Here is an 18,720-nt window from a genome sequence, read left to right as displayed (position 1 = left end):
ACACAAACAAAAACCGCTGCTTACTGGACGGACCAGCGAACTCCGCGGTCGGGCGAAACGACGGCGCCTAGAGAACCGCGCCTTCCTTCGTCCTGCGCTTCAGGCTCGGCCGGCTGGACTTGGCGAGGTCCTTCCACATGTCCGACAGGCCGATGATCGTGCGCGCCGCGAACAGCCGGCGGATCGAGACCTCCTGCTTGAGCTCCGTGCGGATCAGGCCGACGAGCCTGATCGCGCGCAGCGAGTTGCCGCCGAGGTCGAAGAAGTCCTCGTCGATGCCGACCCGGTCCAGCTCGAGCACGTCGGCGAACAGACCGGCCAGCACCCGCTCGGTGTCGTTGCGCGGTGCCTGGTACTTGCGGTCGTCGAACTCCGGCTCCGGCAGCGACGCCCGGTCCAGGCGCCCGCCGGCCGTCACCGGCAGGCTCTCCAGCACCGTGAAGACCGACGGGAGCAGGGACTCCGGCAGCCGCCCGGAGGCGAACCGGCGCAGCTCCTCGAGGTCCACGGCCCGGCCGCCTGCCGCGACCACGTAGGCCACGAGCTTCTGCTGCCCGGATCCGTCCTCCCGGACCGCGGCGGCCGCCTGCGCCAGCCCGGTGTGCTCGGCCAGCGCCTCCTCGACCTCGGCCAGCTCGACGCGGACGCCGCGCACGTCGGTCTGGGTGCCGGGCCCGCCCACGTACTCGAGACGGCCGTCGGCACCCCAGCGCACGCGGTCGCCGGTGCGGTACAGGAGCGAGCCGGCCGGGCCGAAGGGGGAGGGCACGAAACGCTCGGCGGTCTGCCCGGGGCGGCCGGCGTAGCCGCGCGCCACGCCGGGTCCGGCCACGTACAGCTCTCCGGTCACGCCCGCGGGAACCGGCGCGAGGCCCGGTCCCAGGACGTAGAGGGCGGTGTTGTCCGCCGGGCTGCCGACCGCGACGGCGTGGCCGGCCGTGTCGGCGGCCGTACGGTGGGACGCGGCGAAGCCGGCCGTCTCCGCCGGACCGTGGCCGTGGACGACGGCCAGTCCGGGGCATGCCTCCTGCACGCGGCGGACCGCTGCCGCGGGCACGCGGTCGCCGCCGGTCCACACTTCGCGCAGCCCGGCGAGGCTCTCGGGGCGTTCCGCGGCGATCGCGGCGAACCGGTCGGCGGGCAGCCAGAGGGCGGAGATGCCGTGGGCCGCGCGCAGCCCGGCCAGTGCGTCGGTGTCCAGGCCGCCCGCGGGGGCCACGACCACGCGGCCGCCGTTCAGCAGCGGGACCCACAGTTCGAGGGCGAGCGCGAGGGCGTCGGAGGGGTGCGGCGCGTGCCACAGCACGGTGCCGTGGCCGGCCTGCTGCCACTGGCGGTCCAGGACGAAGCGTTCCAGGTTGCGGTGCGTCACCGCGACGGCGGTGGCCGCGCCGGCGTCGCCGGTGCCGTACGCGACGGCCAGCAGGCTGTCCTGGTGCGCCGGGACCGGGGTCTGCGGCTCGGCGCCGGTGCCGGCGTCCGTGTCCGTGCTCGACAGGAGGTCGTCGAAGACGATCGCCGGGACGTCCAGGGCGGTGGAGAGCGCGTCGGCCGTCGCCGCATCGGTGAGCAGGGTGCGCGCCGAGGCGTCGCGGACCACGGAAGTGATCTTCTCCGCCGGGAAGGCCGGGTCGACCGGCAGGTACGCGCCGCCGGCCTTCACCACGCCCAGCAGGGCGACGGCCAGGTCCACCGAGCGCGGCAGGGCCACTGCCACGACGGTCTCGGGGGCGGTGTTGCGCCGGCGCAGGGCGTCGGCGACCCGGTCCGAGCGCTCCGCCAGCTCGCGGTAGGTGACCTGCGCGTCGCCGGACACCAGCGCGACGGCGTCGGGGGTCTGCTCCACGCGGCGGGCGAACAGCTCCGGGACCGTCAGGCCCGGCAGGGGCGCGTCGGTGCCGTTCGGCGCCGTCAGCACCCGGTCCCGCCCGGCGCCGCCGAGCACGTCCAGCGAGCCGACCGGCTTGTCGCCGTCGGCGACCAGGGCGCGGATGTGGGTGATCAGCTCTTCGCCGATGAAGCGCAGCTCGGAGCGGGAGTACAGCTCCGCGGGGGCGTCGAGGCGGATGAACAGGTCGCTGTCGGGGGTGCCGTCGTTGTAGACGCCGATCGCCAGCTCGTCGAAGGCGCCGGTCGTACCGCCGAGGTAGCGGGCCGTGCTGTCGCCGAACTGGAGCTGCTCCACGAAGTCGACGACGTTCATGACGGCGCCGAAGCTGGCGCGCTCGCTCAGGACGGTGCCGCCGGCGCGCTGGATGTCCGAGTAGTGGCAGGCGGTGTGGTCGAAGAGGTCGTACGTCTCGTCGACCATCGCGTCGGCGATCTCGGAGAAGGTCGAGCCGAGCGGGACCTTCACCCGCACCGGCGCCACGTTCACCGCGAGACCGGGCGTCCGGCTGGCCACGCCGATCCGGTTGCCGACGGCCAGCGAGATGAGGAATTCGGGGCGGTCGCAGCGGTGCCGGAAGTACACGGCCGCGGCTGCGGACAGCAGCTGGGACATCCACACGCCCATGGACTTCGCCGTCTCGGTCCACGCGTCCGCCTCGGCGCGCGGAACGGTCAGCGTGCGGCTGACCATGCCGATGGGCTCGGTCAGCTCGCCCCAGCGGTCGGCGCTGTTCATGGGCTCGGAGAGCGCGGCCTGTTCGGCCTCGGACAGGACGACGCCCGGGACCTGCGCGGGCGCCGGCGCATCCGCCAGGTACTCGCGCCAGAACTCCTTGTCGGCGGTGAACTGCGGGGAGGCGAGGTACTGCTCGGACTCGGCCGCGACCGGCTCGACGTCCCACGGGTGCGGCAGCTCCGGGACCTTCTCGCCGCGCGCCAGCGCCGTGTAGACCTCGGCGAAGCGGCGCGACAGCAGGCCGCCGGTGCCGAACCCGTCCGAGATGAGGTGGTGGTAGGCCATCACCACGAGGGAGCGGTCCGCCGAGAGCGTGACCACGCCCATGCGGAACAGCAGGTCCTGCTTCAGGTCGAACGGCTTGCGCAGCAGGTCGGCCAGCGCTTCGCGCGCCGCTTCCTCGGGGTCGGACTCGGCGCTGAAGTCCAGGAAGAACGGCTGCCAGTCGCCGAGTTCCCGGGGGATCTGCCGCAGCCCGCTGCCGTCGTCGTCGAAGGTGACGCGCAGGACTTCCGCCTCACCCAGGACGTGCAGGAACACGGTCTCCATGAGCGCCGTGTCCAGTGCACCGTCCACATCCCACATGGTCAGCGCATGGTTCAGCGTGTCGGCGGATACAGCCTCCGCCAGCCACAGCCCTTTATGCGCAGGCGACGCACCAAACGAACGCACACGGATCAACCCCTAAGAAAACAGGTCCGAGAATCGGAGGAATTCGCAGATCACCCCACCTTCACGGAAGGGGAACAAGCGGGTCAAGACAACTGGTACCGCGGCGGGACAAGCAGCTTTTCGCTTGCATTGTCCCGCCGGCGGGACGTTCCTATCGGGCCGGGAAACGAGCGGAGAACCGCTCGGAACCCGGTGGAATCACTAGGCTCCGGCCTTGACCATCAAGGACGTGATGTGCCCGGCGATCAGACGCGGCGACGGGTGCTTCAGCACCAGGTTCGCCCTCATTTTGTGGCCGGTCGACGCGGTCAGGCGCTTGCTCAGTTCCACCGAAAGCAGCGAATCGAATCCGATTTCCTTGAACTGCTGGTCGGGGTCGATCGACGCACTGGAGGGGTGCCCGAGCACGAGGGCGACCTTCTCGAGGACGTGGTCGAGGACGAGTGCCTGCGCTTCGTCGCCGGAGGCGGCGGCGAGCCTGTCCGGCAGCGCCACGAGGCGGTCCTCGTCCGCGGACGGCTCCGCCGCGGGCACCTCCGCCGCCGCGGTCGTGTGCAGGGAGTTCAGCCAGTACCGCTGCCGCCGGAACGCGTACGTCGGGAGGTCCACCCGCCGGCGCGTCCCGATCAGGGCGTCCCAGTCCACGGTTCCGCCCCGGGTGTGGAGCTGGGCCAGCGAGCCGAGCACGGTCTCCACTTCCTCCCGGTCGCGCCGCGTCGACGACAGGACCACCGCGTCGTCCAGGTCCTCGACGATCTCCTGCACCGGGGCCGTCAGCACGGGGTGCGGGCTCATCTCGATGAACACCCGGACGCCGTCCTGCGCCAGTCGGCGGACGGTGGATTCGAAGAGGACCTTTTCGCGCAGGTTGCTGTACCAGTACTCGGCGTCCAGCCGGGTGCTGTCGATGGCCTCGCCGTACACGGTCGAGTAGAACGGCACCGCCGAGGCCTTCGGGGTCACCTCGGCCAGCGCGTCGAGCAGCCGTTCGCGGTACGGGGTCACGTAGTGCGAGTGGGAGGCGTACGCGGCCTGGAGCTTGCGCACCTGGACGTCGTCGGCCTTCATCTTCTCGACGAACTCGTCGATCGCGCCCGGATCCCCGGAGACCGCCACCGAGCGGGGTCCGTTGACCACGCCGATGCTCAGCAGTCCGCTCCACGGGGCGAGCTGTTCCTCCACGACGTCCGCGGACTCCCCGACCAGCGCCATCGCGCCGTGGCCGAGCAGGTCCATCATGACCTTGCAGCGCAGCGCCACGGTCCTGGCCGCGTCCCGCAGCGACAGCGCACCGGACACGTACGCGGCGGCCACCTCGCCCTGGCTGTGTCCCACCACCGCGGCGGGCTCCACACCCCAGGACCGCCACAGGGCGGCCATGGACACCATCACCGAGAACAGCGTCGGCTGGATCACCTCCACCCGGTCCAGGGACGGCGCACCCTCCACGCCGTGCACCACGTCGAGCACCGACCAGTCGATCCACTCGGACAGTGCGGCCGCGCACTCGTCCATGCTCTGCGCGAAGGCGGGGAACTCCTCGTACAGCCTGCGGCCCATGCCGACCCACTGCGAGCCCTGCCCGGGGAACACGAAGACGGGACCGCCGAGCTGCCCGGTGACGGCGCCGCGCACCACCGCGGTGGACTCCGCGCCCTCGCTCAGCGACGCCAGGCCGCTCAGCAGCTCGTCACGGCCGCGCCCCAGCACCACCGCACGGTGCGGGAACCGCGACCGGCTCGACAGCAGGGACGCGCCGACGGCGGCGAGGTCGGCCTGCGGATCGGCGGCGACGAACTCGCGCAGCTTGGCCGCCTGCCGTTCCACGACGGCCGCGCTCTTGCCCGACAGCACCCACGGCACCACTCCGCCGACGACGCCCGGGGCCGGGGCGGCTGCCTCACCCGGCTGCTCCGGCTGCGGGGCCTCTTCGAGGATGACGTGCGCGTTGGTGCCGCTGACGCCGAAGGACGAGACGCCGGCCCGCCGCGGGCCGTCCGCACGGGTCCACTCGCGGCCCTCGGTCAGGAGCTCGATCCCGCCGGACGACCAGTCCACGTGCCGCGAGGGAGCGTCCACGTGCAGGGTCTTGGGCAGGTAGCCGTGGCGCATGGCCATCACGGCCTTGATGACGCCGCCGACGCCGGCGGCGGCCTGGGAGTGGCCGATGTTCGACTTCAGGGAGCCCAGCCACAGCGGCCGGTCCTCGGCGCGGTCCTTGCCGTAGGTCGCCAGCAGGGCGCCCGCCTCGATGGGGTCGCCCAGCTTCGTCCCGGTGCCGTGGGCCTCGACGAGGTCCACGTCGGAGGCCGCGACGCCGGCGTTCGCCAGCGCGCTGCGGATCACCTTCTCCTGGGCGCGGCCGTTGGGGGCGGTGAGGCCGTTGCTGGCCCCGTCCTGGTTGACCGCGGAACCGCGGACGACGGCGAGCACGGGGTGGCCGTTGCGGCGGGCGTCGGACAGCCGCTCGAGGAGCAGCACGCCCACGCCCTCGGCCCAGCCGGTTCCGTCGGCCGCGTCCGAGAATGCCTTGCACCGGCCGTCGGGCGACAGCGCGCCCTGGCGGGCGAACTCCACGAGGGCCGCGGGGGTCGACAGCACCAGGGCCCCGCCCGCCAGCGCGAGGGAGCACTCGCCCGCACGCAGCGACTGCACCGCCAGGTGCAGCGCGACCAGCGAGGACGAGCACGCCGTGTCCAGGGACACCGACGGCCCGGTCAGGCCCAGTTCGTACGAGACGCGGCCGGACGCGACGCTCAGCGAGCTGCCGTAGAGCAGGTAGCCCTCCAGCTCGCTCTGGGCCGCCTCCAGGAAGCGCCAGCCGTACTCGGTCGAGCTGATCCCGGAGAAGACGCCGACGTCGGACCCGCGGACGTCGGCGGGGACGATGCCGGCCCGCTCGAAGGCCTCCCACGACGTCTCCAGCAGCAGGCGCTGCTGCGGGTCGGTCGCCAGGGCCTCGCGCGGACTGATCCCGAAGAACTCGGCGTCGAAGGCCGCGACGTCCTTCAGGAACCCGGCCTGGCGGGTGTACGTGCTGCCGACGGTGTCGGGGTCCGCGTCGTACACGTCCCGCCACCCGCGGTCGTCCGGGAAGTCGCCCACGACGTCCTTGCCGCTGCGGACGATGTCCCACAGGTCCTCGGGCGTGGACACGCCTCCGGGGTAGCGGCACGCCATGGACACCACGGCGATCGGCTCGCCGCGGCCGGACTTCAGCGCGTCGTTCTCCTGACGGAGGCGGTCGCGCTCCTCCAGGAGCGTACGGAGCGCCCGCTGGACCCGGTCCGCACCCTCCGCCGTCTGATCCGCGGAGTTGGTCATGTCACTTACCTCTTCTCATCCAGAGCCAGGTCGAGCAGCGCGTCCAGGTCCATCTCCGACAGTCCGTCCGCACCGGAGTCCGCGTCCGCGCCGTCCCCGTCGCCGCCCGGCAGGGCGGGGGCGGCGCACGCCAGGATCAGATCCAGGAGGCCCGCGCTCCGCAGGCTTTCGATCGAGACGGTCCGCAGCACTTCGCGGATCTCAGTGTCCTCAGCCGCACTCGCGTCCTGCTCGGGGCGCAGCAGGCCGAGCAGGTGCAGGCTCAGCTCGCGCGGCGTGGGGTAGCTGAAGACGAGGGTGGACGGCAGGCGCAGTCCGGTCGAGGACGCCAGGCGGTTGCAGAGTTCGACCGCGGTCAGCGAGTCGAATCCGAGCTGGGTGAACGCCTGGTCGGCGTCGACGGCCGCGCCGGACGGGTGCCCGAGTACGACGGCGGCCTGGTCGCGGACCCACTCCAGGGCGGCTTCCTGCGCCTCGTCCGCCGGCAGGGTGACCAGCCTCGCGGCCACTGTGGTCGAGGCGTCGTCCTTGGCCGTACCCGCCTTGCTGCGGCGGGGGCGACCGCTCTCGGCGAGGCCGCGCAGGAGCAGCGGCAGCTCGTCGGCGGACTTGTTCCGCAGCCCGGCGAGGTCCACCCGCGCCGGGATGAGGACCGCCTTGCCGCTGGCGGACGCCGCGTCGAACAGTGCCAGCGCCTCGTCGGTGGGCATCGCGGCGATGCCCATCCGGCGGAGCCGGGAGAGGTCGGCCTGGTCCAGGCCCTCGGTCATGCCGCTGCTCTGCTCCCACCAGCCCCAGCACAGCGAGGTGCCGACCAGGCCGGCCGCCCTGCGCTGCGCTGCGAGGCCGTCCAGGAAGCCGTTCGCGGCGGCGTAGTTCGCCTGTCCGCCCGTGCCGATCGTGCCGGCGAGGGCGGAGAACTGCACGAACGCCGACAGGGGGTGGTCCCGGGTCAGCTCGTGCAGGTTGACCGCACCGCCGACCTTGGCGCGCATCACGTGGTCGAGGCTCTCCGCGGTCAGCGACTCGACGGTGCCGTCCGCCAGGACGCCCGCCGCGTGCACGACCGCCGTCAGCGGGTACTGCGGGGGCATGTCCGCGAGCAGGCCGGCCACGGCGTCCCGGTCCGCGACGTCGCAGGCCACGACGCGGACGGCAGCGCCGGCGGCCTCCAGTTCGGAGACCAGCCCGGGCACGCCGTCGGCGTCAGTTCCCCGGCGGCTCGCCAGGACCAGGCTCCGCACGCCGCGTTCGGCGACGAGGTGCCGTGCCACCAGCGAACCCACGCCGCCGGTACCGCCGGTGACGAGCACGGTGCCGCCGCCGAAGCCGTCGCCGAGGTCGAAGACCAGCTTGCCGATGTGGCGGCCCTGGCTCATCTCGCGGAAGGTCGTGCGCGCGTCGCGGATGTTGCGGACGGAGATCGGGCTCAGCTCCACCCGTCCGTCGGCGAACAGCTCCATGACGTCGCGGAACATCTCGCGGATGGTGTCCGGGCCCGCCGTGCCGTAGAGGTCGAAGGCCTCGTAGTCGACCCCGGGGTGGTCGGCCGCCACCTGGCGGGGGTCACGGATGTCCGTCTTGCCCATCTCGATGAAGTTTCCGCCGCCCGGCAGCAGCTTCAGCGAGGCGTCGACGAACGTGTGCGCGAGGGAGTTCAGGACGACGTCCACACCGCGGCCGCCCGTGGCGCCGAGGAACTTCTCCACGAACTCCAGGTCGCGCGACGACGCCAGGTGCGCGTCGTCGAGGCCCATGCCGCGCAGGGCGGGCCACTTGGCCGGGCTCGCGGTGGCGTAGACCTCGGCACCGACGTGCTGCGCCAGCTGGACGGCGGCCGTTCCGACGCCGCCCGCCGCGGCGTGGATGAGGATCCGCTGCCCCTTCTTCAGCTGCATCACGTGGAAGAGCGCGTAGTACGCGGTGAGGAAGGTGCTCGGCATGGACGCCGCCTCGGCGTGGCTCCACCCGTCGGGGACGGGCGCCAGCAGGCGGTGGTCCGCCACGGCCACGCGTCCGAAGGAGCCGTTGAAGATGCCGGTCACCCGGTCGCCCGGGGCGAAGCCGGTCACGTCGTCGGCGACCTCCAGCACGACACCGGAGCCCTCGCTGCCGAGTCCGGCGTCGAAGGCCGTACGGTCGATGAGCCCGAGGGCGATCGTGACGTCGCGGAAGTTGAGGCCGGCGGCCTGGACGGCGATGCGGACCTGCCCGCTCGCCAGGGGCGCATCGACCTCGGGGCACGGAACCCAGGTCAGGTTCTCCAGCGTGCCCTTCTTCGGGATGCCCAGCCGGTACGCACCGTCCGCCGGGGGCTCGAGCCGCTGGTCCGCGGGCGGGACCGGCGCCATGCGGGGCACGAGGTACGCGCCGTCGCGCAGCGCCAGCTGGTCCTCGTCGAGGGCGAGGGCGTCCGCGACGCGGGCCCAGGAGGCTGCGTCGCCGTCGGTGTCGACCAGCCGGAAACGGCCGGGGTGCTCCGTCTGGGCGGAGCGGATCAGGCCCCACACGGACGCGCCGGGAAGGCTTTCGACGCTCTCCCCCGCTCCGGTGGCGAGGGCCAGGCGGGTGAGCACCACCAGCGTGGAGCCGGCGAGCCGCTCCTGCGCGAGGAACTGCTGGAGCACGGCCAGCACGTGCTTGTCCGCGTCGCCGACCGTGGTGAGCAGGTCGGGCCCGGGGGCCGCGAAGTCGTCCAGGCACAGGACGAGGTGGCGGGGTGCGTCCCCGGCGAGGACCTCGTCCAGCGACGCGTGGACCGCGACGCTCCCGTCGGCCGCGCCGGCGAGCAGGGAGGCCTGGCCGCCCCGCGCACCGAGAACGGCCCACGGCCCGCGGGCGGTTTCCTGCGCGGGCGCCTGGGCCGGTCGCCAGTCCAGTTCGTACAGCGACTGCTCCTGGCCGCCGCGCGCCGCGCGCACCTGCTCGGCGCTGGCCGGCCGGAACGTCAGGGCATCGACGTGAGCGAGCTTGCGGCCGTGCTCGTCGGCGATCGCCACCGATACGACGCCTTCGCCGGCCGGGGTGAGCCGGACCCTGACGGTCGGGCCGCACTCCGCGGCGAGGTGCACGCCGGACCAGGAGAAAGGCATCCAGCCCTGCTCGCCCGTCACCGTGATGACGCCGCCGACGACCACGGCGTGCAGCACGGTGTCGATGAGCGCCGGGTGCAGGGCGAACCCGCCTCCGGCGCCTTCCGGCAGGGTGGCGAGGGCGAACAGGTCGTCGCCCTGCTGCCAGACCTCGCGCAGCCCGCGGAACGTCGGGCCGTAGTCGAAGCCCCCGTCCGCGAGGGAGTCGTAGAGGCCGTCGAAGGGGAGCTGCCTGGCCCCGGCCGGGGGCCAGGCAGCGAGCGCGCGCGTGTCGTCGGCCCAGTCGGCCGGCTGCGGGGCGGCCGGTGCGAGGGTGCCCATCGCGTGACGGGTCCAGCCGCCGGGCGCCGCGCCGTCCTCGGCGGGACGCGAGTACACGTCCAGGGAGCGGCGTCCCGTCTCGTCCGCCGCGCCGGCGACGAGGCGTACCTGTACGTCGCCCGTGTCGGGAAGGATCAGGGGGACTTCCAGGGAGAGTTCCTCGACCACGGCGCACCCGAGGTGGTCGCCCACCGACAGCGCCAGGTCCATGTAGGCGGTCGCCGGGACGACGACGGAGTCGAACACGGCGTGGTCGGCGATCCAGTCGTGGGTGCGCAGGGACCACAGGTCGGTGAAGACGACCTCGTCGGTGCCGGGGTGGTCCACGACGGCGCCCAGCAGCGGGTGCCCGGAGGCGGACAGACCGGCGGAGGCCACGTCCGCCGACTCCGTGCCGGCCAGGAAGTCCAGCCAGAAGCGCTGGCGCTGGAAGGCGTACGTCGGGAGGTCCACCCGGCGGCGGGCCCCGAACAGGGCGTCCCAGTCGACGGACGCGCCCCCGGCGTGCAGCTGGGCCAGCGCGGCGGCCAGCGCCTGCGCAGCGCCGCGGTCGCGCCGCGAGGACGACACGACGACGGCGTCGGTCACGCCCTCGCCGGCGAAGGCGTCCTTGACGATGCCCGCGAGCGTGGCTCCCGGCCCCACTTCGAGGAAGACGTTCGCACCGGCGCCGCGGGCGCGCTCCACGGCGTCGTGGAAGCGCACGGGCTCGCGGACGTGGCCGACCCAGTGCTCGACGGACGTCAGCTCCTGGAGCGTGGCCTCGCGGCCCAGCCGCGTCGAGACGATCGGGATCGACAGCTCGCCGTCCGCGGGGAGCGTGCCGAGCGCTGCCGCGAACTCGTCCAGGACCGGGTCCATGAGCGGGGAGTGGAACGCGTGGTCGACCGGCAGCAGCTTCGCCGACCGGCCGTCGGCGACGAGCCGGTCGCGCAGGTCGTGGACCTCGTCGCGCAGGCCCGAGACCACCACCGACTCGGGGCCGTTGACGGCGGCGATGCCGACGCGGGCGTACTGGCCGAGCAGGGGGTTCACGTCGGCTTCGGAGGCGCGTACCGCCAGCATGGCGCCGGGCTCGGTGACGGTCTGCATGACCCGTCCGCGAGCGGCCACGAGCCGGGTCGCGGTGTCCAGGTCGAGGACTCCGGAGACGTGGGAGGCGGCGATCTCGCCGACGGAGTGGCCGATCAGCAGGTTCGGCTGCGGGACGTACTGCGTCATGAGCCGGTACAGGGCGACCTGCAGGGCGAACAGCGCCGGCTGCATGACGTCGGTGCGCTGGCTTCCTTCGGGCTCGTCGGCGAGGAGCAGCGGCTTCAGGGCGAAGGGGAGGTGCGCGTCGAAGCGTGCGCAGACCTCGTCGAGGCTCTGGGCGAAGACGGGGAAGGCGTCGTACAGCTGTGAGGCGACGCCGGTCCACTTCGCGCCCTGGCCCGGGAACATGAAGACGCTGCGGCCTGGCTCTGCGGCGGTGCCGCGCACCACGGCGGGCGACTCGGCGCCCTCGCTCAGCGACGCCAGGGCGCCCAGCAGCTCGTCCCGGCCGCGGCCGAGCACCACCGCACGGTGCTCGAAGCGCGACCGGCTCGACACCAGGGACGCGCCGACGGCGGCGAGGTCCGCCTGCGGATCGGCGGCGACGAACTCGCGCAGCCTGGCCGCCTGTGCCCGCAGCGCCTGCTCGGACCGCGCCGACAGCGCCCACGGCAGCAGGCCGTCGATGCCGGCCGGCGCCGGATCGGCGGCGTCGGGCGCCGTCTCGGGCGCCTGCTCGGGGGCCTGCTCGAGGATCACGTGGGCGTTGGTGCCGCTGGCGCCGAAGCTGGAGATGCCGGCGCGCCGGGGGCGGCCCGGTGCGGTGGTCCACTCGCGGGCCTCGGTGAGCAGCTCGACCGCGCCCGCCGACCAGTCGACGTGCGTGGACGGGCGGTCGACGTGCAGCGTCCTGGGCAGTACGCCGTGCTGCATCGCCATGATCATCTTGATGATGCCGCCGACGCCCGCGGCCGCCTGGGTGTGGCCGATGTTGGACTTCAGCGACCCCAGCCACAGCGGGCTGTCCTGGTCCCGGTCCTTCCCGTACGTGGCCAGCAGCGCCTGCGCCTCGATGGGGTCGCCCAGGGTCGTGCCGGTGCCGTGCGCCTCGACCACGTCGACGTCGCCCGCCTGGACGCGGGCGTTCGCCAGCGCCGCCCGGATGACGCGCTGCTGCGCGGGACCGCTCGGCGCGGTCAGGCCGTTGGAGGCCCCGTCCTGGTTGATCGCGGAGCCGCGGATCACGCCCCAGATGCGGCGGCCGTTGCGCTGGGCGTCCGAGAGCTTCTCGAGGACGAGCATGCCGACGCCCTCGGCGAAGCCGGTGCCGTCCGCCGCGTCGGCGAACGCCTTGCAGCGGCCGTCCTCCGACAGGCCGCCCAGCCGCGACATCTCGCGCAGGACCTGCGTCGTCGCCATGACGGTGACGCCGCCGGCGAGGGCGAGGGTGCATTCGCCCTGCCGCAGCGACTGGGCCGCCTGGTGCACCGCCACCAGCGAGGAGGAGCACGCGGTGTCGGTCGACACGGCCGGGCCCTCCAGGCCCAGGGCGTACGACACGCGGCCGGACGCCACGCTCAGCAGGGAGCCGGTCTGCCCGTAGCCCGAGATGGCCTCGGGGGTGTGGAGGTGGTTGCCGTAGCCGAAGTAGGCGATGCCGGCGAAGACGCCGGTGCTGCTGCCGCGCAGGGTCTGCGGGTCGATGCCGGCCCGTTCCAGGGACTCCCACGAGGTCTCGAGGAGCAGCCGGTGCTGCGGGTCGGCGGCGAGCGCCTCGCGCGGGTTGATCTCGAAGAACTCGGCGTCGAAGTCGCCCGCGTCGTACAGGAAGCCGCCGGATCGCGTGGAGATCGCGCCCGGCCGGTCCGGGTCCTGGCCGGCCTGGCCCTCGATGCCCCAGTTGCGGTCCTCCGGGAAGTCCGACACGACGTCCGCGCCGGACCGGACCAGGTCCCACAGTGCCTCCGGGGAGGTCGCCCCGCCCGGGAAGCGGCAGGCGACGCCCACCACCGCGATGGGCTCGGTGGCGGCCTCCGTCACCTCCTTGAGGCGCTTGCGCGTCTCGAGCAGCTCGATCGATGTCCGCTTGAGGTAGTCAAGAACATCGGCGTTGTTGTCGTTCGTCATTGCTCTCCCCTAGCCGAGCTCTTTGTCCAGAAGCGCGAGAAGGTCTCCCGCCGAGGCCGAACTGATCTGGTCGGCGATGCCGACGGGTGCTCCGGCGCCCACCAGCGAACGGACTCGGCCCTGGAGTTCGCCGAGCAGCGTGGAAATGGTGTCCTGCTCCTCTTGCGCGAGCTGGAGGAACGCGTCCTCCAGGCGGGCGCCCAGTCCCTCGATCTCCTTGGCCAGGTGACCGGCCGGGGACTGCGGCGCTGCGGAGTCGGGTGTGATGCTCGCGCTCAGGAACTGCGCGAGGGCGCTCGGGTTCGGGTGGTCGAACACGAGCGTGGCGGGCAGCTTCAGGCCGGTCAGCGCCGAGAGCTTGTTCCGCAGCTCCAGCGCCGTGAGCGAGTCGATGCCCAGCTTCTTGAACGTCGCGCCGGGACCGACCTTGGCGGTGTCCGGGTGGCCGAGGACGAGCGCGGTCTGCGCCCGGATGGCGTCGAGCAGCACCGCCTCCGCGTCGGCCGGCGACAGCGACTCCAGCTGCTGCGCGAGCGAGACGCCGGCGGACTCGCGGCCCGCGGGGCCGCCGGGTCCGCCGGGCGTCCCGGTCAGACCGCGCAGGAGCGGCGAGGCCGCCCCCGGGGCCGCGGGGTTCAGCCGTGCGGGCACCAGCACCGGCGCGTCCAGCGAGAGCGCCGCGTCGAAGAGCGCGAGCCCCTGCTGCGACGCCATCGGCTGCACGCCTTGCCGCTGCAGGCGTACGACGTCCGCGTCGACGAGGTCGGCGACCATCTCGCTGCGCTCGGCCCAGAAGCCCCAGCACAGCGCGGTGGCCTGCAGGCCGTCGGCCCGGCGGACCTCCGCGAGGCCGTTGAGGAAGGCGTTGGCCGCTGCGTAGTTGGCCTGTCCCGCCGTCCCGAGCACGCTCGCGATCGAGGAGAACAGCACGAACGCGGACAGGTCCAGGTGCCGGGTCAGCTCGTGCAGGTGCCAGGCACCGTGCACCTTCGGTGCGAGGACGGTGTTCACGCGCTCCTCGGTCAGCGCCTCGACGACTCCGTCGGCCAGCGCGCCCGCGCAGTGGATCACCGCCGTCAGCGGGTGCTCGGACGGCACCGCGGCGATGAGCGCGGCGACGGACTCCCGGCTCGTGACGTCGCAGGCCACGATCTCGACCTGCGCTCCCGCACCGGTCAGTTCGTCCCGCAGTCCGGCAGCCGCCGGGGCCGCCGGGCCGCGCCTGCTGCTCAGCACCAGCCGGCGCACGCCGTGGCGCTCCACGAGGTGCCGGGCCAGCATGGCGCCGAGTCCGCTGGTGCCTCCCGTGATCAGCACCGTGCCGGATCCGAGGGCGGGCAGGCCTTCCGCCCCGGCGGTGGTCCCGCCGGCGGCGCGTGCCAGGTGCGGAGCGGTGACCGCGCCGGCCCGGATCTTGAGCTGGAGTTCGCCGGTTGCGGCGGCTGCCGGGATGGCGGCCAGGGATACGGGCCGGCCGTCGGTGTCCACGAGGGCGAACCGGCCCGGATTCTCGGTCTGCGCGGTGCGCACGAATCCCCAGACCGCGGTCTGCGCGGGGTCGGGGCGGGAGACCTGCTCGTCGTGGATCGCGTCGTGCGTCACGATGACCAGGCGCGAGTCGGAGAACCGGTCGTCGGCGAGCCAGTCCTGCGTCCAGCGCAGCACCCGGTGGAGGGTGCGCTCGACGGCGGCGGGCGTGTCGCCGGCGTCCGTGTCCGGCCGGTCGAGGCCGGCGATGACGACGGGGGGCACCTCCCCGCCGGAGGCGGCGAGTTCGGCGAGGTCGGCGAGGTCGGCGAAGACCTCCGCGCCCTGTCCCAGGGCTGCGGCGACGGTGTCGGGCGCTCCCAGCACCGCGTACCGGCCGGTGGCCCGACCGGACGGGGCCGTGAGCGCGGCCCAGTCCACCTGGAACAGCGAGTCCTGGTGGTCGAAGCTCAGCTCGGTCAGCTTCTCGACGTCCGCGGGCCGCAGCGTCAGGGAGGCGACGCCGCCGACGGGGGATCCGTTCCCGTCCGCGATCGTCACGGAGAGGGTGTTCTCGCCGGCGGGGGCCAGGCGCACGCGCAGCGCGGTCGGCCGGGCGGAGTTCACGCGGATGCCCGTCCAGCGGTACGGCAGCCAGCCCTCGGGCCGGGAGGCGTCGACGATCTGCCCCAGGCCGACCGGGAGCAGCGCGGCGTGGAGCAGCGCCGGGTGGATGCGGTACCGGCCGCCCGCGCCGTCGGCGGCGGGCAGCTCCACCTCCGCGAAGAGGGCGTCGTCGCGGCGCCACACCTTCTGCAGGCCGCGGAAGAGGGGCCCGTGGCCGAACCCGAGGGCCGACAGCCGGGCGTACTCGTCCTCGAACGGTACGGCGGCCGCGCCCGCGGGGGGCCACGCGCCGAGGCCGTCCTCGGCGGGGGTCTGGCCGGTGCCGGACCCGACGACGCCGACGGCGTTGCGCGTCCAGTCGGATTCGCCCTCGCCGCGGGAGTGCACGCTGACGACGTTCTTGCCGTCGACGACGACGCGGATCTCCCGGTCGCCGGTACGGGACAGCACGAGCGGCGTCTCGAGGGTGAGTTCGTCGACGACGTCGCATCCGGCCTTGTGCGCGGCCCAGACCGCGATCTCCAGCAGTGCCGTGGCCGGCACCAGTACGGCGCCGTGGACGACGTGGTCGGCGAGCCACGGCTGGCGCTCGAGCGACAGGCGCCCGCCGGCCACCAGGCCGCCGTTCTCCCCGTCGTCGGGCAGGTCGATCACGGCGTCGAGCAGCGGGTGGTCCGACGTGTTCTCGGCGGTGGTCTCGCCGGGCGTGTTCAGCCAGTAGCGCTGGCGCTGGAAGGCGTACGTGGGCAGCTCGACCCACGGGCCGTCCCAGCCCGGGAACGTCTTCTCCCACGCCACGGCGGCGCCGGCCACGAAGGCCTCGGCCGCCGACTGGTGCAGGCGCGCGAGGCTGTCGTCGCCGCGGCGCAGCGTGCCCACGGCGGTGGCCTCGACCCCCGCGCTGTCGAGGGTCTGTTCGATACCAATCGTCAGGACGGGGTGCGGGGACGCCTCGGCGAAGAAGCGGAAGCCCTGGGCGGCCAGCGCGCGGGTCGCCTCTTCGAAGCGGACGGTCTGGCGCAGGTTGGTGTACCAGTACTCGCCGTCCATCACGGTCGTGTCGAGCCAGTCGGCGGTCACGGTCGAGAAGAACGGGATCTCGGAGGTGCGCGGCTCCAGTCCCGCGAGCACCCGGTGCAGCTCTTCGCGGATCGGCTCGACGTGCCTGCAGTGCGAGGCGTAGTCCACCGGGACGCGGCGGGCCCGTACCTCGTCGGCCTCGCAGGCGGCCAGGAAGGCCTCCACCTCGGCGAGGTCGCCCGACACGACGACGGACTTGGGGCCGTTGACCACGGCGACCGACAGTCCGTCCGTCAGACGCTCCTGCACGTCCTCCACGGGGAGGGAGACCGACGCCATGGCGCCGTGTCCGGACAGGGCGAGGATCGCCCGCGACCGCAGGGCCACGACCTTGGCGGCGTCCTCGAGCGACAGGGCGCCCGCGACGGCGGCGGCGGCGATCTCGCCCTGCGAGTGGCCCACGACGGCCGCGGGCTGCACGCCGTACGAGCGCCAGACCTCGGCCAGGGAGACCATCACGGCCCACAGCGCGGGCTGGACGACGTCCACCCGCTCCAGTGCGTCCGCGTCCGCGAGCACGTCGTGGAGGGACCAGTCGACATGGGGCGCGAGCGCGTCGGCGCACTCCTGCATCCGGCGCGCGAACACCGGGGAGGACTGCCACAGTTCCCGGCCCATGCCGGCCCACTGGGAGCCCTGGCCGGGGAAGACGAACACGGTCTTGCCCACGGGCTTCGCGACCCCGGACACGACGCGGCCGGGGCCGCCGTCGTCGCCGGCGGCAGCGGCGGCCAGGGCGGCGAGCAGTTCGTCGCGGCCGGTGCCGATGACCACCTGACGGTGGTCGAAGAGCGAGCGGGTGGTCACCAGCGCGTGGCCCACGCCGTCGAGCGGCAGGTCCGCGTCGGCGGCGAGGGCGTCGTGCAGCCGCAGGGCCTGCTCGCGCAGCGCCTCGGGCGACCGTGCCGACAGCGCCCAGGGCACGGCCCCGGGGGCGGCGGAATCCGCGGCCGGACGGGCCGGTACCTGCTCGGGGGCCTGCTCGAGGATCAGGTGGGCGTTGGTGCCGCTGATGCCGAAGCTGGAGATGCCGGCGCGCCGGGGGCGGTCCGGTGCGGTGGTCCACTGCCGGGCCTCGGTGAGCAGCTCGACCGCGCCGGTGGACCAGTCGACGTGGGTGGACGGGCGGTCGACGTGCAGCGTCCTGGGCAGTACGCCGTGCTGCATCGCCATGATCATCTTGATGATGCCGCCGACGCCCGCGGCCGCCTGGGTGTGGCCGATGTTGGACTTCAGCGACCCCAGCCACAGCGGGCTGCCCGGGTCGCGGTCCTGCCCGTAGGTGGCCAGGAGGGCTTCCGCCTCCAGGGGGTCGCCGAGCTTGGTGCCGGTGCCGTGCGCCTCGACCACGTCCACGTCGCCGGTCCCCAGGCCGGCGTCGGCGAGGGCGGCCCGGATGACGCGCCGCTGCGCGAGTTCGTTGGGCGCGCTCAGGCCGTTGGAGGCCCCGTCCTGGTTGACCGCGGAACCGCGGATCACGGCCAGGATCCGGCGGCCGTTGCGCCGTGCGTCCGAGAGCTTCTCGAGGACCAGCACGCCCGCGCCCTCGGAGAAGCCGGTGCCGTCCGCGGCATCCGCGAAGGCCTTGCACCGGCCGTCGGCCGACAGGCCGCGCTGGCGGGCCATCTCGACGAACATGCCCGCGGTGGGCATGGTGGTCACGCCGCCGGCCAGCGCCAGCGTGGTCTCTCCGGAGCGCAGGGAGCGTACGGCCTGGTGGACGGCGACGAGCGAGGACGAGCAGGCGGTGTCGGTGGAGAGCGCCGGGCCCTCCAGGCCGAGCGTGTACGACACGCGGCCCGAGGCCACGCTGTTGTACAGGCCCGTCATCGCGTAGCCCTCGACCTCGCCGGCCGCCCCGCCGCCCATCCGCGGGCCGTAGTCGGTCGCGTAGAGCCCGGTGAACACACCGGTCTGCGAGCCCCGCAGGGCGGCCGGGTCGATGCCGGCCCGCTCCAGGGCCTCCCACGAGGTCTCCAGCATCAGCCGCTGCTGGGGGTCCATCGCCAGCGCCTCGCGCGGGCTGATGCCGAAGAACGGCGCGTCGAACTCCGCGAGGTCGTGCAGGAACCCGCCCGAGCGGGTGTACGTCTTGCCGGGCGCCTCGGGATCGGCGTCGTACAGCGCCTCCACGTCCCAGCCGCGGTCGAGCGGGAATTCGCTCATCGCGTCCACACCGCCGGACACGACTCCCCACAGCCCTTCGGGGGAGGTCACACCACCCGGGAAGCGACACCCCGCACCCACGACCGCGATGGGCTCGCGAGCGGACTCCTCGAGCTCTCGCACCTGCTCGCGCAGGTCCTGCGCGTCGCCGACGGCGCGTCGCAAGTAGGACCGGAGCTTCTC

General features: G+C 73.6%; 3 protein-coding genes and 1 pseudogene. All 4 read right to left on the bottom strand.

Going from position 1 to position 18,720, the window contains the following annotated elements:
- Nucleotides 1-67 precede the first annotated feature (67 nt).
- A complete protein-coding gene (locus ACZ7H1_RS31695) occupies nucleotides 68-3,298 on the bottom strand; it encodes a non-ribosomal peptide synthetase (protein ID WP_470791325.1) in 3,231 nt (1,076 codons plus the stop codon).
- Between the two features lie 201 nt (nucleotides 3,299-3,499).
- Nucleotides 3,500-6,622, bottom strand: coding sequence for a type I polyketide synthase (locus ACZ7H1_RS31690; protein WP_470791284.1), 3,123 nt, complete (start codon nucleotides 6,620-6,622; stop codon nucleotides 3,500-3,502).
- Nucleotides 6,623-6,627: 5 nt separating this feature from the next.
- On the bottom strand, nucleotides 6,628-13,197 hold the full coding sequence (locus tag ACZ7H1_RS31685; protein ID WP_470791282.1) for a type I polyketide synthase: 6,570 nt from the start codon (nucleotides 13,195-13,197) through the stop codon (nucleotides 6,628-6,630).
- Nucleotides 13,198-13,206: 9 nt separating this feature from the next.
- Nucleotides 13,207-18,717 (bottom strand): annotated as a pseudogene (locus ACZ7H1_RS31680) (type I polyketide synthase); the annotation flags it as partial.
- Between the last annotated feature and the right edge of the window lie 3 nt (nucleotides 18,718-18,720).

This window comes from Streptomyces sp. NPDC037401 (assembly GCF_055602345.1).
This window is presented reverse-complemented; position numbering and strand designations above follow the sequence as displayed.

What these genes read in the sequence shown, in the direction of transcription:
- ACZ7H1_RS31685 (WP_470791282.1), bottom strand. Translation starts at nt 13,197, where the DNA reads ATGACGAACGACAACAACGCCGATGTTCTTGACTACCTCAAGCGGACA.
- ACZ7H1_RS31690 (WP_470791284.1), bottom strand. Translation starts at nt 6,622, where the DNA reads ATGACCAACTCCGCGGATCAGACGGCGGAGGGTGCGGACCGGGTCCAG.